This window comes from Kibdelosporangium banguiense (genome assembly GCF_017876405.1).
In the GTDB taxonomy this organism is placed as follows: Bacteria; Actinomycetota; Actinomycetes; order Mycobacteriales; family Pseudonocardiaceae; genus Kibdelosporangium; species Kibdelosporangium banguiense.
This window is the reverse complement of the sequence record NZ_JAGINW010000001.1, coordinates 1,395,044-1,417,354: the sequence shown is the minus strand read 5'-3', so window position 1 is coordinate 1,417,354 and position 22,311 is coordinate 1,395,044. Positions and strand designations below refer to the sequence as shown.

General features: G+C 67.0%; 20 protein-coding genes, 1 tRNA gene and 1 riboswitch. Of the genes, 10 read left to right on the top strand and 11 right to left on the bottom strand.

Annotation, left to right across the window (positions count from 1 at the left end):
* Positions 1-12: 12 nt before the first annotated feature.
* The 7 genes from JOF56_RS06710 to JOF56_RS06680 all read left to right on the top strand — a co-directional run bounded on the left by JOF56_RS06710 (position 13) and on the right by JOF56_RS06680 (position 9,503).
* A complete protein-coding gene (locus tag JOF56_RS06710; RefSeq protein WP_209635541.1) occupies positions 13-864 on the top strand; it encodes a TatD family hydrolase in 852 nt (283 codons plus the stop codon).
* Between the two features lie 332 nt (positions 865-1,196).
* Complete coding sequence (locus JOF56_RS59430; protein WP_281065428.1) at positions 1,197-2,654, top strand: resuscitation-promoting factor; 1,458 nt, start codon at positions 1,197-1,199, stop codon at positions 2,652-2,654.
* 87 nt (positions 2,655-2,741) lie between these two features.
* Positions 2,742-3,584, top strand: coding sequence for a 16S rRNA (adenine(1518)-N(6)/adenine(1519)-N(6))-dimethyltransferase RsmA (gene rsmA / locus JOF56_RS06700; protein WP_209635539.1), 843 nt, complete (start codon positions 2,742-2,744; stop codon positions 3,582-3,584).
* Positions 3,585-3,683: 99 nt separating this feature from the next.
* Positions 3,684-3,773: riboswitch (SAM riboswitch) on the top strand.
* 195 nt (positions 3,774-3,968) lie between these two features.
* Positions 3,969-4,976 carry a methionine ABC transporter ATP-binding protein gene (locus JOF56_RS06695; protein ID WP_209635537.1) on the top strand — a complete coding sequence of 336 codons (1,008 nt, stop codon included), beginning with the start codon at positions 3,969-3,971 and terminating at the stop codon, positions 4,974-4,976.
* A 47-nt stretch (positions 4,977-5,023) separates the two neighbouring features.
* Complete coding sequence (locus JOF56_RS06690; protein WP_209635535.1) at positions 5,024-5,989, top strand: 4-(cytidine 5'-diphospho)-2-C-methyl-D-erythritol kinase; 966 nt, start codon at positions 5,024-5,026, stop codon at positions 5,987-5,989.
* Between the two features lie 44 nt (positions 5,990-6,033).
* On the top strand, positions 6,034-7,794 hold the full coding sequence (locus JOF56_RS06685; protein WP_209635534.1) for an ABC-F family ATP-binding cassette domain-containing protein: 1,761 nt from the start codon (positions 6,034-6,036) through the stop codon (positions 7,792-7,794).
* A gap of 47 nt (positions 7,795-7,841) precedes the next feature.
* Positions 7,842-9,503, top strand: coding sequence for a fatty acyl-AMP ligase (locus JOF56_RS06680; RefSeq protein WP_209635533.1), 1,662 nt, complete (start codon positions 7,842-7,844; stop codon positions 9,501-9,503).
* Here the strand turns inward: JOF56_RS06680 and pth are convergent.
* The 6 genes from pth to JOF56_RS06650 all read right to left on the bottom strand — a co-directional run bounded on the left by pth (position 9,500) and on the right by JOF56_RS06650 (position 15,292).
* Positions 9,500-10,081, bottom strand: coding sequence for an aminoacyl-tRNA hydrolase (gene pth, locus JOF56_RS06675; RefSeq protein ID WP_209635532.1), 582 nt, complete (start codon positions 10,079-10,081; stop codon positions 9,500-9,502). The two genes, JOF56_RS06680 and pth, sit on opposite strands and share 4 nt — an antisense overlap.
* 2 nt (positions 10,082-10,083) lie before the next feature.
* Positions 10,084-10,695, bottom strand: a complete 612-nt coding sequence (locus JOF56_RS06670; protein ID WP_209648057.1) for a 50S ribosomal protein L25/general stress protein Ctc — start codon at positions 10,693-10,695, stop codon at positions 10,084-10,086.
* A 272-nt stretch (positions 10,696-10,967) separates the two neighbouring features.
* Positions 10,968-11,948 (bottom strand): ribose-phosphate diphosphokinase, encoded by a 981-nt coding sequence (locus JOF56_RS06665; RefSeq protein WP_209635531.1) that lies wholly within the window; start codon positions 11,946-11,948, stop codon positions 10,968-10,970.
* Positions 11,945-13,405: a bifunctional UDP-N-acetylglucosamine diphosphorylase/glucosamine-1-phosphate N-acetyltransferase GlmU gene (gene glmU / locus JOF56_RS06660; RefSeq protein ID WP_209635530.1), complete on the bottom strand. Its 1,461-nt coding sequence runs from the start codon at positions 13,403-13,405 to the stop codon at positions 11,945-11,947. The genes JOF56_RS06665 and glmU overlap by 4 nt, the downstream gene beginning before the upstream one ends.
* Before the next feature lie 47 nt (positions 13,406-13,452).
* A complete protein-coding gene (locus tag JOF56_RS06655) occupies positions 13,453-15,075 on the bottom strand; it encodes a tetratricopeptide repeat-containing diguanylate cyclase (protein ID WP_307854956.1) in 1,623 nt (540 codons plus the stop codon).
* A gap of 146 nt (positions 15,076-15,221) precedes the next feature.
* A tRNA-Gln gene (locus JOF56_RS06650) sits at positions 15,222-15,292 on the bottom strand.
* Positions 15,293-15,543: 251 nt separating this feature from the next.
* Between JOF56_RS06650 and JOF56_RS06645 the strand changes: the two genes are divergently transcribed.
* On the top strand, positions 15,544-16,503 hold the full coding sequence (locus JOF56_RS06645) for an acyl-CoA desaturase (protein ID WP_209635529.1): 960 nt from the start codon (positions 15,544-15,546) through the stop codon (positions 16,501-16,503).
* A 63-nt stretch (positions 16,504-16,566) separates the two neighbouring features.
* Positions 16,567-17,160, top strand: coding sequence for a TetR/AcrR family transcriptional regulator (locus JOF56_RS06640; RefSeq protein ID WP_209648055.1), 594 nt, complete (start codon positions 16,567-16,569; stop codon positions 17,158-17,160).
* On the opposite strand, the gene JOF56_RS06635 is transcribed toward JOF56_RS06640, so the two are convergent.
* From JOF56_RS06635 to JOF56_RS06625, 3 genes are all read right to left on the bottom strand, one after another.
* Positions 17,157-18,509 carry a class I adenylate-forming enzyme family protein gene (locus JOF56_RS06635; RefSeq protein WP_209635528.1) on the bottom strand — a complete coding sequence of 451 codons (1,353 nt, stop codon included), beginning with the start codon at positions 18,507-18,509 and terminating at the stop codon, positions 17,157-17,159. The genes JOF56_RS06640 and JOF56_RS06635 overlap by 4 nt on opposite strands.
* Before the next feature lie 39 nt (positions 18,510-18,548).
* Entirely contained in the window at positions 18,549-19,076 is a 528-nt protein-coding gene (locus JOF56_RS60000; protein ID WP_209635527.1) for a hypothetical protein, read from the bottom strand.
* 84 nt (positions 19,077-19,160) lie between these two features.
* Complete coding sequence (locus tag JOF56_RS06625; RefSeq protein WP_209635525.1) at positions 19,161-20,366, bottom strand: PQQ-dependent sugar dehydrogenase; 1,206 nt, start codon at positions 20,364-20,366, stop codon at positions 19,161-19,163.
* 123 nt (positions 20,367-20,489) lie between these two features.
* Between JOF56_RS06625 and JOF56_RS06620 the strand changes: the two genes are divergently transcribed.
* Positions 20,490-21,242 carry an enoyl-CoA hydratase/isomerase family protein gene (locus JOF56_RS06620; protein ID WP_307854955.1) on the top strand — a complete coding sequence of 251 codons (753 nt, stop codon included), beginning with the start codon at positions 20,490-20,492 and terminating at the stop codon, positions 21,240-21,242.
* Between the two features lie 7 nt (positions 21,243-21,249).
* Here JOF56_RS06620 and JOF56_RS06615 read toward each other — a convergent pair whose 3' ends face one another.
* Together JOF56_RS06615 and JOF56_RS06610 are read right to left on the bottom strand one after the other, a co-directional pair.
* Positions 21,250-21,819, bottom strand: a complete 570-nt coding sequence (locus JOF56_RS06615; RefSeq protein ID WP_245378173.1) for a DUF3558 family protein — start codon at positions 21,817-21,819, stop codon at positions 21,250-21,252.
* 27 nt (positions 21,820-21,846) lie between these two features.
* Positions 21,847-22,245 (bottom strand): hypothetical protein, encoded by a 399-nt coding sequence (locus JOF56_RS06610; protein WP_209635519.1) that lies wholly within the window; start codon positions 22,243-22,245, stop codon positions 21,847-21,849.
* Between the last annotated feature and the right edge of the window lie 66 nt (positions 22,246-22,311).

Genomic DNA, 22,311 nt, shown 5'->3' with positions numbered 1-22,311 from the left:
AGGCTATGTCCGGTGACACTACGAAAGGGCGAGCGCCCGCCGCTGCCCGAGCCGCTGCCGGTCCCGACAGTCGACGCGCACACGCACTTGGACGCGTGTGGAGCGAAGGACGCCGCGGGCGTTGCGACGATCGTCGATCGCGCCGAGTCGGTGGGCATCGCACGCGTTATTACTGTCGCTGATGATCTCGACGCCGCGATCTGGGCGGCGGACGCCTCTGAGTGGGATGACCGCGTGTTCGCCGCGACTGCTGTGCACCCGACGCGGACGTCCAAGTTCGGCGATGAAGAGAAAGCAGTGCTGGAACAGCTCGCGACGCGTCCCCGGGTCGTGGCGATCGGGGAGACCGGCCTGGACTACTACTGGGACTATTCGCCGTCCGAGGCTCAGCGCGAGGCCTTCCGCTGGCACATTGACCTGGCCAAACGGGCCGGCAAGCCGCTGATGATCCACGACCGCGACGCGCACGACGACATCATGCGCATCCTGCATGAGCAAGGCGCGCCCGATCGGGTGGTTTTCCACTGCTTCTCCGGCGATGCGGAATTCGCCCGAAAGTGCGTCGATGCCGGCTATGTCCTGTCGTTCGCCGGAGCTGTGACGTTCCGCAACGCCAAGGACCTGCAGGCCGCTGCCCAGCTGGTTCCCCAAGATCAGCTGCTGGTCGAGACCGACGCGCCATTCCTCACGCCGCACCCGTTCCGGGGCCGGCCGAACGAGCCGTACTGCGCCGTCTACACCCTGCGGGACCTGGCAGAACTCCGTGGTGAGGATGTGGGTGACCTGGCTTGCGCCGTCCGGGCAACGGCTGAGCGCGTCTTTTCACTGCCGTCTGTGACATCCCACGATTCGAGCGGTGAGTGACTCACCCGTTCGGCGCAACAGATGCATCTTTTGTGGTGTGGTGCAAGTCACAAGATGCGTCGGGATGTTTGCGCAACCTCCCGGGACCCGTTACGGTCCCGTGACCGTACCCAGTGGGCGTCAGACGGGGTACAGCCCGCAGTCGAAGCCAGCGTGCGTCGGGGCCGGAGTCGATCCGGAAAACGTCGGTGGTGGCTAAGGGAGTCGGACTGAAACGACAGGCGTGAACCCCGCGCCGGACGTACACGGAGGAACAGCCAGGCCGTAGTCGCTGGACCAGTTCAAGCAACTGCGCGCCACTGTGTCGGCTGCGCCTCCCGGAGGAACGACCCTTGACTGATAGTGAGAAACAGAGCCACAACGGCTTTGACATCGACACCGACTGGTTCACGCCCGTAGCGCAGCCGGCTGTCGCCACCGCCACGCTGGACAGACCCGAGTACGACTACAGCGACTCGCTCGAGGTCGTTCCCCAGGACATCTACGCGGCGCTCGGTCCCCAGGCCGATGAGCTGATGGCCTCCGTCGACGTGGACGTCGACGAGCTGATCCGGCTCATCAACGCCGAGACCACGCTGCTGCCGCCGATCCTGGACGTCCCGGACGACCTGTCCGGCGACCGGACGATGGGCAAGCCGCAGACCGAGCGCGAGCCCGCCGGGCTGCTCACCGCGGTCAAGAAGTGGAAGCGGACTTTCCTCAAGGGCACCATCGCGGCTGTGCTGCTGTCGCTGACCGGTGGCGGTGCCGCCGCGATCGCGATGAACAAGTCCATCACGGTCGACGTGGACGGCGTGGAGCACAACGTCCGCACGTACGCCGGCACGGTCGGCGAGGTCCTCGAGGACGAGGGCATCGCGACCGGTGCGCACGACTCGCTGAGCCCGTCGCCCAGCGCCGCTGTCGGTGACGGCGGCAAGATCGTTGTCCAGCGCGGCAAGCTGCTGAAGTACAACGTCGACGGCCAGGCCAAGGAGTCCTGGGTCCGCGCCCGCACGCTCGGCGACGGCCTTCGTCAGGCCGGCGCGCCGATGGAGGGCGCCAAGATCTCCGACGACCTGAACAAGTCCCTCCCGATGGAGGGCATGACGGTCGACATCCGCACGCTGAAGAACGTCATGGTCTACGACGGCGGCAACGAGGGCCGTCAGGTGCAGACCACCGCGATCACGATCGACGAGCTGCTGCGTGAGATGCAGACGTCGCTCGGCCCGCAGGACGCGGTCACCCCGGGGTCGGACGTCAAGATCCTCGACGGCGCCGAGGTGCGGATCAGCCGCAGCGGCGTGACCGTGGTGAACAAGACCGAGGCCGTGCCGCCGCCGGTCGAGGAGATCAAAGACCCGGAGATGGCCAAGGGCACCCAGCAGGTCATGGAGCCTGGCGCCCCCGGCGAGAAGATGGTGACCTGGCGGGTCACGATGAAGGACGGCAAGGAGACCGGCAAGGAGAAGCTTGGTGAGAAGGTCACCAAGGAGCCGGTCAAGAAGGTCGTCAAGGTGGGTACGAAGGCCCCGACGCAGCCCGTCATCTCCGACGGCGAGGTCTGGGACCGGCTCGCGCAGTGTGAGGCCACCGGCAACTGGGCCATCAACACGGGCAACGGCTACTACGGCGGCCTGCAGTTCGACGCCGGCACGTGGCGGTCCAACGGCGGCACCCAGTACGCCGCGCTGCCCCACCAGGCCTCCCGCGAGCAGCAGATCGCCATCGCGACCAAGGTCCGCGACGCGCGTGGCGGCTACAGCGCCTGGCCTGGCTGCGCCAAGAAGCTCGGCCTGCCCCGCTAGTCAGTTCGTCCCTTCGCCCCCAAAGTGGCTTTCGGAGCATCCAGTGCCCCCAACGCCACTTTGGGGGCGAATGCGTAAGCTCGTCTGGTGACATCGCTCCTGGGACCGGCTGAGGTTCGGCGGCTGGCCGGTGAGCTGGATGTGCGGCCCACCAAGAAACTTGGCCAGAACTTCGTGCACGACCCCAACACCGTCCGGCGGATCGTGACCACCGCCGAGCTCAGCCCGGACGACGTCGTGCTGGAAGTCGGCCCCGGCCTGGGGTCGTTGACGCTCGCGTTGCTGCCCGCGTGCCGCGAGGTCGTCGCGGTGGAGATCGACCCCGTTCTGGCCCGCAAGCTGCCCGAGACGGCCGCAGAGCGCGCGCCGGAGGGCAAACTGACCGTCATCGAGGCCGACGCCATGCGCGTCACCCGGCAACAGTTGGGCGAGCCGACGGCGCTCGTGGCGAATCTGCCGTACAACGTCGCGGTGCCGGTTGTGCTGCACCTGCTGTCGATCCTGCCGAGCTTGCAGACGGCTCTGGTGATGGTGCAGGCGGAGGTTGCCGACCGGATGGCCGCGGGGCCCGGCAGTCGGACATACGGCGTGCCGAGCGTCAAGATCGCCTGGTACGCCGAGGCGAAGCGGGCCGCGACAGTGCCCCGCTCGGTGTTCTGGCCGGTGCCGAACGTCGACTCGGCGCTTGTCCGTATGATCCGCCGGCCGCCGCCCGCGGAAGTCGACCGCGAGCAGCTGTTCAAACTGGTGGACGCGGCGTTCGCGCAACGCCGTAAGACCCTCCGGGCCGCGTTGGGGACGTGGGCTGGATCACCGGCGAAGGCCGAGGAGATTCTGACCCGGGCTGGGATCGATCCGTCGCTTCGCGGCGAGCAGCTCACCGTGCGCGATTTTTCTCGCATACTGGAAGCGTCCGGCCACTATCTGTGAAACCTCAGGCCACCACGTTCCGCTGTTGGTGTGACTTACCAAACGGATACCCATGGTGGCCCTTGCGGAACGGCCGTCCTGTGGGTTTGAATGCAAGTGCATCCATCCCGAGCGGCCGAGAGACCAGGCTCTTAGACGCCGCAGCAACCACCCACCGTGGGCAGGTGCTACCGCCTGGAGCGATGGAGGAATCCGTGGTCGCCAAAATGCTCACGCAGCGCCGGGTGATAGATCAGGGCAGGCGGACTGTTACCGCATGTCGTAGCCACACAGCCTGATCTGCCAACTACACCCGGAAATTCGCCCCCGTCCCAACAGGACGGTCCTTTGAGGACGTCGGCAGGCCGTCACCGTGGCCGCGCCGTGTGCTGCGCTGGAGTAACTGTGATCACCCTTGAGAACGTCAGTAAGTCCTTCCTGAGCCGGACCGGCAACGTCACCGCGCTGGACGGTGTGTCGCTGGACGTGCCCGCCGGAGCCGCGCTGGGCGTGGTCGGACCGGCCGGCGCCGGTAAGTCCACTTTGGCCCGTTGCGTCTCGCTGCAGGAGCGTCCGGACGCCGGTGTGGTCCGTCTTGACGGCCTGAACACCGCGACCCTCGACACCCGTTCCCTGCGCGCCACCCGGCGTCAGATCGGTTTCGTGGGCGGAGAAGCCCAGCTTTTCAAGCAGCGCACCGCCGCGGGCAACATCGCACTGCCGCTTGAGCAGTCCGGTGTGGACGGTCCGCGGCGGCGGGCGCGAGTCGGCCGGCTGCTCGACCTGATCGGCCTGACCGAGAAGGCCGCCGCCTACCCGGACGACCTGACCGAGGGGCAGCGTCGACGGGTGGCGGTGGCTCGTGCGCTCGTCGGTGAGCCGGGCCTGCTGCTCGCCGACGACCCAACCGCGAACCTCGACGCTGACGGCACTGCGGGCGTGCTCGCTGTGCTCGACCGCGCGCGGGCCGAGCTCGGCGTCACGTTGCTCGTCACAACGCAGGACAACAGCGTCGTCCGGCGCATCTGCGACGACGTCGCCCTGCTTGACGGCGGCAAGCTGCTCGAGCACGGCAACCTGTTCAACCTGCTGCGTGACCCCGACAGCCGGGCCGTCCAAGCGTTGCTGCCGTCTATCGAAGGTGGCGCGTCTGTGCACCAGGACCGCGTGGCCGATGTCGTACTGATCGGGTTCGCGGCCGTGGGCGCGTTGCTGCCGGAGGCCACAGCACGCTTCGGCACGCAGGTGTCGGTGATCGGCGGCGGCCTGACCAGGCTCGGGGAGACCCCGGTGGCCCGTTTCCGCATCGGACTGCGTGGTGAACGCGCTGACGCTGCGTTGGCATGGATAGCTGACCGTGGCGCGATCGTGCACCAGCCGCTGTCCGGTCCGCAGGGCGTGGTGGCTGCTTAAGCATGGAGGCGAACGACGGCGAGCGCGCTCCCACGTAGGCTGCTCTTGTGCTCGCTGTCGTTCCGCCTCCTGTGACCGTTCGTGTGCCTTCGAAGGTCAATCTGCACCTCGCCGTAGGTGAAGCACGACCTGACGGCTATCACGAGCTGAGCACGGTGTTCCAGGCGCTCTCGCTGACCGACGAGGTCACAGTCGCTGTCGCTGACGAGCCCGGCGTCGAGGTGATCGGCGAGGGCGCGAGCGAGGTCCCGACCGGGCCGAGCAACCTGGCCTGGCAGGCGGTGCAGGCCCTGGCCGAGCACGTCGGCCGGGACCACACCGAACCCAAGATCCGCGTGGTCATCCGCAAGGGCATCCCGGTCGCGGGCGGCATGGCGGGCGGCAGCGCCGACGCGGCCGCCGTGCTGGTAGGCCTGGCGTCGCTGTGGCGGCTGGAGATCGGCCGCGACGAGCTGGCAGGCGTGGCCGCGAAACTCGGCAGCGACGTCCCCTTCGTCCTGCAGGGCGGAACCGCGATCGGAACCGGCCGCGGCGAACAGCTGATCCCGGTACTGACCCGGCACACATTCCACTGGGTGATCGCCTTCGACCGGCGCGGCCTGGCGACCCCGAAGGTCTTCGAAGAGCTCGACCGCCTGCGCGGCGACGGCGACCCACCCCGCGTCGGCGGCGTCGAGCCCGTCATCGAAGCCCTCGCCTCCGGAGACCCCCGGCAACTCGCCCTGCTGCTGGGCAACGACTTGCAGTCAGCCGCGATCTCCCTGCGCCCAGGCCTGCGCCGAACCCTGCGCGCAGGCGTGAACGCCGGAGCCCTCGCCGGCACCGTCTCCGGCTCCGGCCCAACATGCGCTTTCCTTTGCTCCGACGGCGAATCCGCCCTCCGCGTCGCCGCCGAACTAGCCGGCGCCGGCGTCTGCCGCACAGTCCGCGTCGCCCACGGCCCAGTACCAGGCGCCCGCGTCATCGGCGGCGACGAAGCACCCCGCCCCACGCCACCCGAGGTCCACGCCTAATACCCTCGGACGGGTAGCAGTACTTACGAGGGAAGCGCGGGTAGATGGCCAATCTGGTCAATCTTGAGTCGGTGAGCAAGTCGTATGGGGTCCGGCCGCTGCTGGATGCTGTCTCGTTGGGGGTGGGGGAGGGCGACCGGATCGGGGTCGTGGGCCTCAACGGGGGCGGGAAGACGACGCTGCTTGAGGTGCTTGCCGGGCTTGAGCCTGCGGACAGCGGGCGGGTGAGCCGGACGAGGGATCTGCGGGTGGCGGTCGTCACGCAGCGGACGGATCTGCCGCCGGGCGGGACTGTGCGCAACGCTGTGCTGGATCCGTTGGGGTTCAACGCCGATCATGAGTGGGCCGCTGATGCCCGGGTGCGGGCCGTGCTGGACGGGATCGGGATCACGCAGCTGGGGCTGGACTCGCCGGTCGACCGGATGTCCGGGGGTGAGCGGCGGCGGGTGTCGTTGGCCGCGGCTCTGGTGCAGGAGCTTGACCTGGTGATTCTGGATGAGCCGACGAACCATCTGGATATCGAGGGCGTGCGGTGGTTGGCGGACCATCTGCTGGCGAGGCGTACGGCGCTCGTGGTGGTGACGCACGACCGTTGGTTCCTGGACACGGTGTGTTCGCGTACGTGGGAAGTGCAGAACGGTCGAGTCGAGCAGTACGAAGGTGGTTACGCGGACTGGGTGTTCGCGCGGGCTGAGCGTGCGCGGTTGGCAGACACGCTGGAGGAGAAGCGGCGCAACCTGGCGGCGAAGGAGCTTGCGTGGCTGCGTAGGGGTGCGCCTGCGAGGACGTCGAAGCCTAAGTACCGGATCGAGGCCGCGGAGGCGTTGATCGCGAACGTCCCGCCGCCGCGTGACTCCGTCGAACTGCAGGCGTTCGCCAAGCGGCGCCTGGGCAAGACCGTGATCGAGCTTGAGGACGCGAGCCTTTCCATCCCGGATCGCACGTTGCTGGATCACGTGACCTGGCGGATCGGGCCCGGCGACCGCGTTGGGCTGGTCGGGGTGAACGGCTCGGGCAAGACGACTCTGCTCAAGCTTCTGGCCGGTGAACTGGACCCGGAAACGGGCAAGCGCATCCAGGGGTCGACGGTCCGGCTGGCGTACCTGAGCCAGGAACTCGCTGATCTGCCTGGTGAGTTGCGGGTGCTGGAAGCGGTCGAGGAGATCGCGCGCCGGGTGACCCTGGGCAAGCAGGAGATGTCGGCGTCGCAGCTGGCGGAGAAGTTCGGCTTCCCGCCCAACCGGCAGTGGACGCCCGTCTCGGACCTGTCGGGTGGCGAGAAGCGCAGGCTCCAGCTGTCGCGGCTGCTCATGGCTGAGCCGAATGTGCTGTTGCTCGACGAGCCCACGAACGACCTGGACATCGACACGCTCCAGCAGCTGGAAGACCTGCTGGACTCGTGGCCGGGCACGCTCGTGGTCGTCTCGCACGACCGGTACCTGGTCGAGCGTGTCTGCGACGAGGTCTACGCGCTGTTCGGCGATGGCCGCGCGAAGCACCTTCCCGGCGGCATCGACGAGTACCTGACCCGCCGCGCGGCCACACAGGCCCCTGAGGCTCCCGTCAAGGCTACGAAGCCACGGTCCAGCGCGGCGGACCAACGGGCGGCAGGCAAGGAGCTGCAGCGGCTGGAGCGCATGCTGGACAAGCTCACCAAGCGCGAAGCCCAGCTGCACACGGAACTGGCTGAGGCCGCGACGAACCCCGACCGGCTGCTGGCGCTGGACGCCCAGCTGCGCGACCTGCTCAAAGAGAAGGACGAGGTCGAGGAACGCTGGTTGGAGCTTGCCGATAGTGCCGAGTAACCGATTCTGTCGCTGGCGCACAGGGAACACCATTTAAAGTCGGCCTTATGAGTCGGTTCGTGGACAAACTGCTGGACACCGTCGCCACCCGCGGCCAGGTCAAGGGGATCATCACCGGCGAGCCGGACGTACCAGTCCGCCGCACGTGGTCTGAGGTGCACGATCAGGCCCGCAGGATGGCCGGTGCGCTGGTCGAAGGCGGGCTGGCGCCCGAGAGCGCGGTCGCGGTGCTCGCCGGGGACCCGGTGCTGATCGCCCCGGCGATCCAGGCTGTGTGGCTGTCCGGTGGCAGCGTGACGATGTTGCACCAGCCGACGCCGCGTACGGACCTGGCTGTCTGGGCCGAGGACACGTTGCGTGTGCTCAACATGATCGACTCGAAGCTGGTGCTGCTGGGGTCGCCGTTCGATCAGCTCGCGCCCGTGCTGACGCAGCACGACATTCCCTATCGGTTGCTTACCGATCTTCTCGACGGCCAGCCGTTGGCCGAGCCGGTTGCGGTCGGCGAGGACGTGCACGCGTTGCTCCAGCTGACCAGTGGGTCGACCGCGGACCCCAAGGCGGTCCGGATCACGCACGGCAACCTGATGGCCAACATCGGTTCGATGGCCGACAAGGCGGCGTTGGACTGGGAGAACGACACGATGGTGTCGTGGCTGCCGCTGTTTCATGACATGGGCATGGTCGGCTTCCTGACCGTGCCGATGACGCTCGGCATCGAACTGGTCAAGGTCACGCCGCCGGACTTCCTGCGCGCGCCGCTGTTGTGGATGGACCTGATCAGCCGTTACAACGCGACGATCACCGCCGCTCCGAACTTCGCGTACGCGATGGTCGGCCGGCGCATGGGCAACGCGGAGGACGGCGCCTACGACCTGTCGACGCTGAGGCTCGCGCTCAACGGCGCGGAACCCATCGACGCCGTCGCGGTCAAGAACTTCACTGACGCCGGAGCCAGGTTCGGAATGCCCGCGGAGTGCGTGTTTCCGGCGTACGGAATGGCCGAGTGCACGCTCGCGGTCTCGTTCGCGCCGCTGTTCACCGGTCTGACGTTGGACTACATCGACGCGCAGGCGCTTGAGGTGGACCGTAAGGCCGTGCCGGTTGAGCCGGAGGACGGCGTGCGGTCGTTCGCGTTGCTGGGCAAGCCTTTGCCGGGTATCGAGGCGCGGATCGTCCAGGAGGGCAACGTCGCCGGCAACCGTGAGGTCGGTGAGATCCAGCTTCGCGGCGAGGCCGTGACCCCGGGTTACCTGACTGTCGACGGGCCGAGGTCCATTCAGGACGGGGACGGCTGGATGTCCACAGGTGACATCGGCTACCTGGTCGACGGCCAGATCGTGGTCTGTGGCCGGGAAAAGGACGTGATCATCCTCGGCGGCCGCAACATCTACCCGACCGACATCGAACGCGCGGCAACCGCTGTCGAAGGCGTCCGTGCCGGCAACGCGGTGGCTGTCCGGCTGGACGCGGGCAGCAGGCGAGAGCGGTTCGCGGTGGTCGTGGAGTCCAAACTGGCGGGCGACTCGGCTGAGGAATCCAGGCTGCGCAAGCAAGTCGCGGGCCGTGTGTTCGAAGCTGTCGAGGCCCGCCCAGTAGCAGTGCTTGTGCTGTCACCGGGTTCGTTGCCCAAGACGCCTTCCGGCAAGCTCCGCCGCGCGGCAGCGGGCGAGCAACTCGCGGAAAGCATCCGCCGCAACGAGTCCTAGTTCGCGTGGAAGGTGTTCTGCGCGGCTTCCAAGCCGTTGTTCACCAAGGCCTCGGTCGCGTCGGCGGCGCGATCGAGGATGAACGGCAGCTCCTTGCGTTCGATCACTGAGAAGTCCTTGAGCACGAAGTCCGCCGGGTCCATCCGGCCCGGCGGGCGGCCGATGCCGATCCGGACGCGGTGATAGTCCTTGGTGCCCAGGGATTTGGTGATCGAACGCAGGCCGTTGTGGCCGTTCTCACCGCCGCCGAGTTTGAGCCGGACCGTGCCGAAGGGCAGATCCAGTTCGTCGTAGAGCACGACGATGTCGGCGGGGTCGACTTTGAAGAACCGGGAGACGCCCGCGACAGGCCCGCCGGAGACGTTCATGAACGAGCGGGGCTTCATCAGCACGACCCGCGTACCGCCCAGACGCCCTTCCAGGACGTCGGCCAAGCCCTTGTGGGCCTTGAACTTCCCGCCTACCCGGTCAGCCAGCTCGTCCAGCGCGATCGCGCCGACGTTGTGCCGGTTGGCGGCATAGCGAGGGCCGGGGTTGCCGAGGCCAACGATCACCACGGTCCCCGGCCCTTCGGTCATGCTCAGGCCTCTTCGGAGTCCGCGGCGTCGTCAGCCGGCGCCTCGCCTGCGTCACCCTCGAGCTGCTCGGCGGTCGGCGCGGCGTTCACGGCCACGACCAGCGCCTCGCCGTCGGTCGCCAGGACGGCGCCGGCGGGCAGGGTCACCTGGGAGGCCAGGATCTGGGTGCCGGCCGCGGCGCCCTCGATGGAGACCTCGATCTGCTCGGGGATGTGCAGCGCCTCGACCTCGACGGTGATCGTGGTCAGGTCCTGCACGACCAGCGTGGAGGCGGCCGGGTCGCCGGTCAGCACGATCGGGACCTCGACGCTGACCTTCTCGCCGCGCTGCACCAGCAGCAGGTCGACGTGCTCGATGTAGTTCTTGATCGGGTGGGTCGTGACGGTCTTGGTCAGCGCGAGCTCGCTGCTGGAGTCGACGTCGAGCGTCAGGACGGCGTTCTGGCCGTGCTCACGGACTACACGGGCGAACTCGAGCGCCGGCAGGGCCAGGTGCTTCGGGTCGGAACCGTGGCCGTAGAGCACCGCGGGGATCTTGCCGGCGCGGCGGGTACGGCGAGCGGCGCCTTTGCCGAATTCGGTACGCGACTCGGCGGCAAGACGGACCTCGGACACGGTGATGCTCTCCTTCAACACAAAAGGCTAAGTGGGGTCGTCACCGCGGCGGAGGCAGGCGTGAAGACACACGGCTACCAGACCAGCCGCGTCGATCACGCCAAGCCCTTGGGAGAGCCTGGCCTCGCCGAGACAACCCGGATAGTTTACGCCAGCTTCAACCGATGGTCTTCATCGGGGCAGTGTTTGATTGCCTCGCTTCGCTCGGCGACCAAGCCGAAGGGGCATGGAAAAGGCCCGCGCACAGCACGGGCCTTTCCGCAGTGAGAACCTCAGGCGTTGCCGTCGAAGAGGCTCGTGACCGAGCCGTCCTCGAAGACCTCCTGGATCGCGCGGGCCAGCAGCGGCGCGATGGACAGCACGGTCATCCCGGGGAACCGCTTGGCCTCCGAGATCGGCAGCGTGTTGGTGAAGATGACCTCACGGGCCTTGCAGTTGGCCAGCCGCTCGGTGGCCGGGTCCGACAGGATGCCGTGCGTCGCGGCGATGACCACGTCCGACGCTCCCGCGTCCAGCAGCGCGTCGCAGGCTTTGACGATCGTGCCACCGGTGTCGATCATGTCGTCGACCAGGACGCAGAGCCGGCCGGCTACCTCACCGACGACCCGGTTGGCGACCGCCTCGTTGGGCTTGAGCGGGTCGCGCGTCTTGTGGATGAACGCGATCGGCCGGTCACCCAGCTGGGTGGCCCACTTCTCGGCCAGCCGCACCCGGCCGGAGTCCGGCGAGACGACCGTGATGTCCGAACCGCCGTAGGTCGCCGAGATGTGGTCGGCCAGGATCGACTGGGCGAACAGGTGGTCCACCGGACCGTCGAAGAAGCCCTGGATCTGCGCGGTGTGCAGGTCCACGGTCATGATCCGGTCGGCGCCCGCGGTCTTGAACATGTCGGCGATCAGCCGCGCGGAGATCGGCTCGCGGCCCTTGTGCTTCTTGTCCTGCCGGGCGTACGGGTAGAACGGCATGATCACGGTGATCCGCTTGGCCGACGCGCGCTTGAGCGCGTCCACCATCAGCAGCTGCTCCATCACCCACTGGTTGATGGGCGTGGTGTGGCTCTGGATCACGAAGGCGTCGGTGCCGCGCACGGACTCGTTGAACCGCACGAAGATCTCGCCGTTGGCGAAGTCGTAGGCCGCCTGCGGGGTGATCTGCACGTTCAGTGCCCGCGCCACTTCCTCGGCCAGCTCCGGGTGAGCACGGCCGGAGAAAAGCATCAGGTGCTTTTTCGGTGTCCCGGACTTGGCGTTCATGACTGCTCCTCGAGCTCTTGTGCGGCGAGTGCCGCCTCGGCAGCTGGGGTGCCTGGGCGTTTGCGCACGACCCAGCCTTCGAGGTTGCGCTGTGGCCCGCCTGAAACGGCGAGCGCGCCCGGTGGGACGTCCCGCCGGATCACGGTTCCGGCGCCGCTGTAGGCGCCGTCCCCGACTGTCACCGGTGCCACGAACATATTGTCCGAGCCGGTGCGAACGTGCGACCCGACGACCGTGCGGTGCTTGGTCACACCGTCGTAGTTGACGAAAACGCTTGCGGCGCCGATGTTCGAGTGCTCGCCGATGGTCGCGTCGCCGACGTAGGACAGGTGCGGGACCTTGGTTCCGGTCCCGATCTCGGAGTTCTTCACCTCGACGAACGTGCCGATCTTGCCGCCGGCGCCCAGCGAGGTACCGGGCCGCAGGTACGAGTACGGGCCCACGGACGCGCCTGCGCCGACGACGGAGTCGGAGCCATGGGTACGGATGACTTTCGCCCCCTCGGCCACGGTCACGTTGGTCAGCGTCGTATCCGGGCCGATGATGGCTCCCTCACCGACGCTGGTCGAACCACGCAGTTGGACTGACGGCTCGATGACCACGTCACGGGCCAGCGTCACGCCCGCGTCCAGCCAGACACTGGCCGGGTCGGTCATGGTGACCCCGGCCCGCATCCACTGCTCGGTCAGCCGCCGGTTGAGCTCGGCGCCGAGCCGGGACAGCTGCACCCGGTCGTTCACACCCTCGACCTGCCAGGGGTCCTCGCACACGAGCGCGCCGACGCCACGGCCGTCGGACCGTGCGATGCCGAGCACGTCGGTGAGATACAGCTCACCCTGGGCGTTCTTGGAGTCCAGCCGTGACAGCCCGTCGACCAGGACGGCCGCGTCGAACGCGTAGATCCCGGAGTTGATCTCGGTGATCTCGCGCTGTTCGGGGGAGGCGTCCTTGTGCTCGACGATGGACACGACAGCACCCGATGCGTCTCGCACGATACGTCCGTACCCCGTGGGGTCCGAGACAATCGCGGTCAGCACGGTCACCGCGTCGCCGGACGCGGCGTGCGCGTCGAGTAACGCAGACAAGGTCGAGGTCTCCAGCAACGGCACGTCGCCATACGTGACGAGCACCGTTCCGGTCACTTCGCCTGGCAGCTCCGCGAGACCGCACGACACCGCGTGCCCGGTGCCGTTCTGTTCGGCCTGCACTGCCGTGGTCACCTTGCGGTCCAACGCGGTTGTCAGGCCTTCGAGGTGCGCGGACACCGCTGCACGGCCATGGCCGACCACGACCACCAAGTGGACCGGGTCAAGTCCTGCCGCTGCCCGCACGGCGTGCTCCACGAGCGGCCGCCCTGCGATCGGATGCAGCACCTTCGGCGTGGACGAACGCATCCGAGTGCCCTCGCCTGCGGCGAGTACAACGGTGCTGAGCTGGGCGTTCCCACCCTGGGGCATCAGCGATCTCCCTGCGGAATCCGTACGGATAACACCAGGTGACGATCCTACGTTGCCTCCGGGATGGACCACGCGGGGTCATCGATAACCCGTCCGGACTGCGCGGTCTCCGTGCTCATGGTCACAGCAGCGACACCGTTGCCACCACTGCGTTTCGCTTCGTACATCGCCGCGTCGGCCCGTGCGAGCGCACGCGCCGCAGTTTCCTGCGGACGCAACGCGACCACACCGACGGACAACGTCACACCGTGCGAAAGGTCTGCCGGTAGCCGGGAAACCGCGGACACCGCGCGGTTGAGCGCGGCTTCGGCGGCGTGCAAAGGCGCGCCCGGCAACAACACGACGAACTCGTCACCGCCGTATCGCGCGACCATGTCGCCGCCGCGCAACGCGTCACGCACAGTGCTGGCTATGACACGAAGGACATCGTCGCCTTCGGCGTGTGAGTACTGGTCGTTGACTTCCTTGAACCCGTCGAGGTCTACGAGCGCCAGCGCGAGCGGGTGGTTGTTGGGCGACGCGGAGAGCGTCTCCAGACGGTCGTCGAGCGCGCGACGGTTCGGCAACCCCGTCAACGGGTCCTGCAGTGCCTGACGCTCGGTCTCGCCGTGCTTACGGGTCAACCGTTCGTGTTCGCGGCGTGTGTTCAGAGTCGAGATACGAGACTCACGCATGTCCCACAGCTGCGCTTCGAGCTCCTGCGCGTAGCTCTCCAGCGCGCTCATCGTGCGCTCGCCGCCGTCCGGCCCGGACAGCCGCGCGAACTCACGCACCAGGCACAGTCGCAGCGTCGGCTCGGTCGGGTCGCCCTCCAGGCTGACTCGCGCGTCCGCCAGCACGTCCACGGCCTCGGCGACCAGGCCGGTGTGCTCGAGGCAACGAGCCAGCGCGATCGCTGTGATGATCAGCTCGCGGGCGTACTGCGCAGTCGGTTTGAGCTTGAACAGCAGCTCGACGTGGTCCGCCGACGGCTGCGCCAGCGCGTGCGCGGCCGCGACGACGTGCACCTGCTCGGCGGCGGAAAGCTCGGCGCGGCGCGGGAACAACGACTCGCGGAACGGCCCTTCCACCGCCTGGGCGATCGCCGCGGCGGTCTGGAACCGGTCGCCGGCCTGGTCGTCGTCGCCGATGCGTTCCAGCCGCAGGCCCCAGCCGACGAGCATCCGGATCCGGTTGATCATGTGCACGGCGATCTGGTGCGGCCCGGCGCTCTCCCGGATGCACCGGTGTGCCCGGTTCATCACCTGGTCGGCTTCCTCGTACACACCGAGCTGGGTGAGCACGAGGCCGATGTCCATCAGGGTGGAGGCCAGCAGGATGTCCCACTTGCGACGGCCGAGCATCACGTCCGGGGTGAGGTCGTCGTCGAGCATCGCGAGTGCGACCGCGGCCTCCGACAGCGCGATGTCCTCCGCGGCCTCCATCAGCATCATCCGGCCGTGCAGGGCGTGCGCGTCGGCTTCCAGGACGACGAGACCGTGGCGCCGCGTGTGCACCATCATCTCGTCGAGCAACGGCTGCGCTGTGCCGGCCAGGCCGGAGGTGGTGAGTCGGACGGCTACGGCGGAACGCAACAGCTGGGCGACCATGCGCGGCTCGCCGCGATGCTGTGCCTCGGCCAGCATCTGGTCGACCTCGTCGACGTTCTGGACCTGCTCTTCGCGTCCCACGCTCTGCGTGATCGCCAGTAGTTCACTGGCGCGACCGACCAGCCACGCGTCGGACTTCTCATCCAGCGCGGGCGGGTGCTCCTCGTCCGACTCGTTGCGCAGCGGTGCACCCCCTGCCCATCAACCGTTTTTTCGCTTTGAGACCGCTCCGCCGCCAGGGATCGAACCTGGACCATCAGAACCAAAATCTGAGGTGCTGCCTTTACACCACGGCGGATCAGAGCCCGTGAGGGCTCACGGTTGGACATCGTCGCACGAGTGGGGTTGGGCAGCGAGAGACACCCGGTGGATTTTGTCCGGCAGGACTACCCGAATGGGCGTTAGCAGGGTCACACCCGGGTATTCGCGAGACGTGGTACGGCACTCGTTTATCCCCCGCAGGCTGGCGCTTCGAGTCGCTGACAACCTACCCTGTCGTAAGTTACGTTATCGTAGGTAAGGCTGACCTAAGCCACATGAGGTGGGCGAATGACAACAACCCTCGACAAGTCCGAGGAGCAGGCGTCACCGAGCGACGGCCCGAAGCCGCTGTTCGAAGGCAAGCGCAATCTTGCGACGCAGATCGCGGTCTACATGTTCATCGTGCTGCCCTTCGCGGCGCTGATCGCGGCCGTCCCGCTGCTGTGGGGCTGGGGGTTGAGCTGGCTCGACGTGGGCCTGGCCCTGTTCTTCTTCTACTTCAGCGGCCTCGGTGTGACCGTGGGCTACCACCGGCTCTTCACGCACAACTCGTTCAAGGCCAAGCGGCCGATGCGGATCATGCTGGCGATCATGGGCAGCATGGCGGTGCAGTCCCCGCCGATCACCTGGGTCGCCGACCACCGCCGCCACCACGCGTTCTCCGACCGTGAGGGCGACCCGCACTCGCCGTGGCTGTTCGGCACCTCGCCGTGGGCCCTGGCCCGCGGTTTCTGGCACGCGCACATGGGCTGGATCTTCGAGCGTGACGTGACCAACAAGCAGCGGTTCGCGCCGGACCTGATGGCCGACAAGGACATCGTCCGGGTCAACAAGCTCTTCGTGCTGTTCACCGTGCTCACGTTCCTGCTGCCCGCGCTGATCGGCGGGCTGGCCACGTGGTCCTGGTGGGGCGCGCTGACCGCGTTCTTCTGGGCCGGCTTCGTGCGCGTGGCGATCCTGCACCACGTGACCTGGTCGACCAACTCGATCTGCCACATGATCGGCGAGCGGCCCTTCAAGAGCCGTGACAAGGCCGCGAACTTCTGGCCGCTGGCGATCCTGTCCTTCGGCGAGTCGTGGCACAACCTGCACCACGCCGACCCGACCTGCGCCCGGCACGGCGTGCAGCGCGGCCAGATCGACACTTCCGCCCGGCTGATCTGGATCTTCGAGAAGTTCGGCTGGGTGTACGACGTGCGCTGGCCCACCGAGCAACGCCTGGCCCGCCTGGCAGTCGGCAAGGATTAGTTCGCTTACTGTAATCGGGTGAGACGTAACCAGCCAGGAGCGCCGACGACCGCGCGCGTCCGGATGACCGGAACGCAGCGGCGTCGGCAGCTTCTGGACGTAGCCCGTGCGCTCTTCGCCGAAAAAGGCTTCGACGGCGCCTCGGTCGAGGAGATCGCGCACCGGGCAGGCGTGAGCAAACCCGTTGTCTACGAACACTTCGGCGGCAAGGAAGGCATCTACGCGGTGGTGGTCGACCGCGAGATGGACGAACTGCTGACCGCGATCACGGCCTCGTTGTCGGAGGACATGCACCCCCGCACGCTGCTCGAGCACGCGGCCGGGGCACTGCTGGACTACGTCGACACCTCGACCGACGGCTTCCGGATCCTGGTCCGCGACTCCCCGGTAGCCAGTTCAACCGGCACATTCTCCAGCCTGCTGTCCGACATCGCCAGTCACGTAGAACACATTCTCGGCGTGCATTTCAGCTCCCGCGGCTACGACCCCAAGCTGGCCGGTCTCTACGCGCAGGCCCTCGTCGGCATGGTCGCGCTCACCGGGCAGTGGTGGCTGGACGTCCGTAAACCCCGCAAACACGAGGTGGCGGCCCACCTGGTCAACCTGGCCTGGAACGGCCTGTCCCACCTGGAACACAAACCGCGGGCGCACCGCTAGCCGAGCAGGGCCTTCTTGTCGGGCTTGCCGCTGGGGGCGACCGGGACCTCGTCAACGAAGGTGATCGTCGTCGGGACGCTGTCCGGGCCGAGCTCGTCTCTGACCAAAGAGGACAGTTCGTCGATCGAAGGTTCCCGTCCTGCCAGGGGGATCACGAACGCGTGCAGGACCTCTTCAGGGCCGAGCACGTATGCCTGATCCACATCCGGGTGCTGGGCGAGCACGCGTTCGATCGGGCCCGCGTACACCGGATAGCCGTTGACGATCACGACGTCCCGGGTGCGGCCGGTCAGATAGAGGTAGCCGTCCCTGAGCTCGCCGAGATCACGCGTACGAACCCAGCCGTCGACGACCACTTCGGCTGTCTCGGCCGGGTTTTCCCAGTACTCACGCATCATCCACGGGTTGCGGGCCCACACTTCGCCGTCCCGGATCTCGATCTCCACTCCGCCCTGCAGGCGCCCGACGGAGTCCTGGTGACCTTCTTCCGGCGTGAGAATCGTCAGACCGTTGGTCTCACTCTGCCCATAGCCTTGGTACACAACGGGTCCGAGGCGTTGCTGGGCCTCGGCGAGGCGGTGCGGTGTCAGGGGGGAGCCGGCGACGATCATGCCTTGCAGGCTGCTCATGTCGAGTGGGTTGTCCCGCAACGAGTCCAGCATCGCGTACAGCCTCGGCACGTTCATGATGGTGAACGTGATCCGCAGCGACGAGAGCACATCCGGGAAACGTAGTTCCTCGGGAATCACGGCGGTTCCGCCGTGCAACAGGCAAAGCGCCAGATAGTCCTGCACGACAACGCTTGCGAGGCTGCCGAACAGGAGATACCGATCGCATGCCGCCGCCAGCCGGATGGTCGCCGCATCCCAGTTGTCAGGATTCCAGTTGTAGTGCGCGGAAAGCGCGCCATACGTCTGCACGCAGCCCTTGGGGAGACCGGTGCTCCCGCTCGTGTAGACCAGCCGCGCCACATCCCCCGGACGAGACGTCAGGATCAACGGCTCGTCCGGCGTGTCGAGCAGCTCCGGGAGTTTCGCGTCCGTGACGACCAGGTCCAGCCCGTCGCTGAGCATGTGGTCCAGCTGCTTGTCGCTGAACCCAGGCCGAATCCCCACAACCCGCGCGCCCAACGCCCACGCCGCCAGGTAAGCGGCCAGCGCCTCAGGCGTCACGTCGGTGATCATCGCGACGCCCGAGCCGCGCTTGACCCGGGCTACCCGCATCCCGGCCGCGATCCGGCTGGTCAACCCGAGCAGTTCGGCCCGGGTGACCTCGCGTGAGCCGTGTTCCACGGCGATCTTCGACGGCTCGGCACGCAGCGCGGCGAAGACCGCGTCAGGGAACGACATGGCGTCACCCTAGTGACTGCCCGGGGCCGCGGAAACTTGTCAGGCGACCCAGATCTTGAGGCCGCTCATGTACCTGCCTGCGCCCACGGAGCCCGCGACACCACCCTGGCACTTCGGGACCTGCTGCCAGTCGTACCCCTGGCCCCTTGCGGTGTAGCAGAGGGTCACACCGGATCCGGTGACTTTGAGGGCTTCCAGCCGCCGCGCCTGTCCGACCGTCCCGGCCTGCTGCAGGTTGCACTTTTGGCTTTCCCAGCCGATGTCCTGCAGGTGCGCCTCGTAGCAGACGCCGGCGCCACCGCCGTTCACGCCGATCATCACAGCCTCGATCCGCTTGTCCCACGGCCACTCGGCGCCGGCCTCCTCGCCGTCGCAGACCGTGCCCAGCCAGTTGTGATCTTGAACGTGCACGCTGTAGCAGACACTCACCGCGCCGGAGGCCAGCCGCTGGTCGAGTTCCGCGGCGGCTTCGGCCTCGGTCAGTCCCTGGGCGGCCGCCGCCGGCGCGACCAGCACTGTCAACGCCGACAAAAATCCAATAAGGACAGTGAGCAGCTTCCGGTTCACGTGAACCTCCCATTCAGGACCTTTTCCGACCTTATCGTCAGACGGCGCATGGGAAGAGGGGGTTCAGCGTGGCCGGAAACCGGACTAGCCGCGCGTAACCCTCAGCAGCTTGTCGTCGGTGCCATTGGAGGTCGTGATGTACAGGGCGCCGTCCGGCCCGGTCCGCGCCGCACGCAGCCGCCCGAAAGCGTCGTTGAACTCCGGCGGGATGGACACCGACTGGACCTTCCCGGCGTCGTCCAGCTTGAACAGCATCGCCTTCGCGCCCTTCAACGCCGTCACGACAAGCGATCCGTCCAAGTCGCCCCATTGCGTTCCACTGAGGAACGCCGCGGCGCATACGGCCTCGGTTGTCTCGCCGGACTCCCATAGGGCTGGTACGGCGTCCGGGAAGCGCTTCAGATCCGTCATGGGGACGCTCTCGTCGTAGCTGTTCTCCGTTCCGCCCTTCGACGGATCCCAGCCATAGTTCTTGCCCGAGATCTCGATGTTGATCTCGTCGTTCTTGTCCGGTCCGTGCTCGGCCGTGATGATCTGCGCACTGCCCGGCCGGACCGCGACGCCCTGCACATTGCGGTGACCGTACGTGTAGACGCGCTTCTCGTTGGCGTTCTGCGCGTTGATGAACGGGTTGCCAGGAGCGGGGCCACCGGTCTTGATGTCCAGCTTGAGGACCTTGCCGCCCAGGTTGGTGCGGTCCTGCGACGGCTTCGGGTTCGCCGTGTCGCCCGTACCCACGAGCAACGAACCATCAGGCGCGACGGTCGGACGGCAACCTGAGTGCCGACCACCACGCGCAACGGGCAGACCCGACAACAGCACACCTACGCGCTCCGCGCTCCGACCGTCAGGTGACAGGCGCCAACGGATCAGCCGGATGTCCTTCGCGGCGCCGTTCTCCTTGTACGTCTGGCATGTGATGAACTGCCGCGTCTGGGCGAAGTCCGGCTCCAGAACCATGCCCATCAGACCGCCCTCACCGGCCACGAGCACATCGCTGAAATCGGCCTGGACCTGCGTGACCTGGGCGCCCGGCTTGGTCGACGAGATCAGCGCGAGCTTGCCCGGCCGCTGGGTGACCAGGACCTTGCCGTCGGGCAGGAAGCCCATGTCCCAGCCGTGCTCAAGCCCGCCCGCGACAGTCTCGATCTTCAGCCCGGGAGCGATCGCCTTCGCCGCTGAGCTGGCCGGACCCGGCGAGTTCGGTGGCGCCGGGATCTGCCCGGCGGAAGGTTCGGAGCAGGCAGTCAAGGTCGCCGCGGTGACAAGCAGCAGGCCGATCCGTCGCATGCGGACAGGATGCGCCAGCGAGTGTCCGCTCGCTGTGTGGTTTCGGGCAAAAAGGTCGTGACCATGTCACGTCAGTGGCGGGCACCATGTCTGATCAGGGGCGCGGCATGGCAGGGTGATCGGGTGCACCTGAGGTTGGAGACGGCGGGCGCCGTGGCGACGTTGACCATCGACCGGCCGGCCAAGCGCAACGCGATGAGCCTGGAGATGTGGTCGGCGATCCCGGGACTGCTGGCCGAGGCCGAGCAGGCCCGCGTCCTGCTGATCCAGGGCGGCGAGCACTTCTCGGCGGGCGCGGACATCAGCGAGTTCGCCACGCTGCGGTCTGGTGCGGAAGGCGCGACTCGATACAGCGACGCAGTGCACGCGGCCGAGCGCGCGATTGCGGAGTTCTCGCGCCCGACGGTCGCCGTGATCAACGGCTTCTGCATCGGCGGTGGGTGTGAAATCGCGCTGGCGTGCGATCTGCGGATCGCGGCGGACGACGCCCGGTTCGGGATCACCCCGGCCAAGCTGGGCATCGTCTACAACTTCACCTCCACCAAGCAGTTGGTCGACGCGGTAGGCAAGGCCTGGGCCAAGCAGATCCTCTTCACCGGCGAGATCATCTCCGCCCGGACCGCGCTGCGGATCGGCCTGGTCAACGAGCTGCACCCGGCGTCCGAGCTGCCCGCCCGCGCGAAGGAACTCGCCGAGACGATCGTGAGCCGCTCCCAGGTGAGCCTGACCGGCGCGAAGACAATCATCAACAAAATCGCGAACAACGAGCCTGAGGACGACAGCGTCCACGCGCTGTACGACGAGGCCGTGCACAGCGCCGACTACGCCGAAGGAGTTCAGGCCTTCCTGGGCAAGCGGCCCCCGAACTTCCAGTGACCGCGATTCAACCGGTCGGCAGCTTGGGCTCCACCAACCGGGCGACTTTCAGCGCTATGTCGCACGACTTCTGTTCGTCGCCGCCCGCGGTTCCCTGAGTGTCCACTCTGGACGTATTGGTCAGCTCGATCGAGATCGCGCAGGTGTCGATTCCGCCGATGGACTGAAGTGCTTTGCGGTTGCCGACCGTCACCGGTTTGGGTGTACCCCTGGCGACCAGGTCGTCCAGTCCCAGCTCGTCGAAGATCGCCACACTCATCGTAAACCCCTTGGCTTCGGTAAACCTGCAGGCACGGGCTTTGTTGATGGTCTCTTCCTTGCTTGGCCCGGCTTGTAGCTCGGCTACTTCGGTGGAAGTCAGCAGTGAGCATGGTGCGACATCCGCCATTGGCCCTTTCGGTCTGTTCGCTGCGCCCCCGGTGTCTGCTGAACGGCTTGGCGTGCTGGGAAATGGCCCGCCTGCAGTTGTTGATCGAGGGGTTGTTACCCCGGCTGTGGGGACACCGGTCGCCTGATCGGAACATGCTGTCAACGCTGCCAAGAGTGCGAGGACCAGTACTGGCCTTCTCGGAACCATCTACACCCCTCGGTTGCTCGGTGGCGCTCAGGTCGAGATGTTCTTGAGGTTACCGCGAGTAGCCTCCTCTGTCCGTTCGTACTGGTCCATGGCCAATTGGATGCCCTCCCGAGCTTTGTGCAGCGAATCACGGAGCGCGAACAGCTGGGTGATGAATCCTTGATCATCATTCGCGACCTGCTGTGCGAAGGGGCCTATGACCTTTGCCGCGTTGGAAGTCCCGAGCTTCCTGTCTTGTTCGAGCAGTCTGATCCGATCTGATTGATCGTTTATCCAGTCCTGGAAACCGTCGATCGCCTTCAGTAAATGATCACCTCCTTCTCTGCTGATCTCGAATCCGCCTTGAGCTGCCAATTTTGCGAATTCGATCATACTTGTCATGATCGAACCACTGGCTGCCTTGCCGCCTCCGTCGTCGATTTTCACCGTCGTCCCCTCGTCGGCTGACAAACACCGTATTCGAATGATTACCGCGTGTACCGCCGGTGGGAC

Excerpts from the sequence above, each read along its gene's own strand:
- JOF56_RS06685 (WP_209635534.1), top strand. The coding sequence starts at position 6,034 with ATGGCCAATCTGGTCAATCTTGAGTCGGTGAGCAAGTCGTATGGGGTC.
- JOF56_RS06680 (WP_209635533.1), top strand. The coding sequence starts at position 7,842 with ATGAGTCGGTTCGTGGACAAACTGCTGGACACCGTCGCCACCCGCGGC.
- pth (WP_209635532.1), bottom strand. The coding sequence starts at position 10,081 with ATGACCGAAGGGCCGGGGACCGTGGTGATCGTTGGCCTCGGCAACCCC.
- JOF56_RS06665 (WP_209635531.1), bottom strand. The coding sequence starts at position 11,948 with ATGAACGCCAAGTCCGGGACACCGAAAAAGCACCTGATGCTTTTCTCC.
- glmU (WP_209635530.1), bottom strand. The coding sequence starts at position 13,405 with ATGCCCCAGGGTGGGAACGCCCAGCTCAGCACCGTTGTACTCGCCGCA.
- JOF56_RS06645 (WP_209635529.1), top strand. The coding sequence starts at position 15,544 with ATGACAACAACCCTCGACAAGTCCGAGGAGCAGGCGTCACCGAGCGAC.
- JOF56_RS06640 (WP_209648055.1), top strand. The coding sequence starts at position 16,567 with ATGACCGGAACGCAGCGGCGTCGGCAGCTTCTGGACGTAGCCCGTGCG.
- JOF56_RS06635 (WP_209635528.1), bottom strand. The coding sequence starts at position 18,509 with ATGTCGTTCCCTGACGCGGTCTTCGCCGCGCTGCGTGCCGAGCCGTCG.
- JOF56_RS06625 (WP_209635525.1), bottom strand. The coding sequence starts at position 20,366 with ATGCGACGGATCGGCCTGCTGCTTGTCACCGCGGCGACCTTGACTGCC.
- JOF56_RS06615 (WP_245378173.1), bottom strand. The coding sequence starts at position 21,819 with ATGGTTCCGAGAAGGCCAGTACTGGTCCTCGCACTCTTGGCAGCGTTG.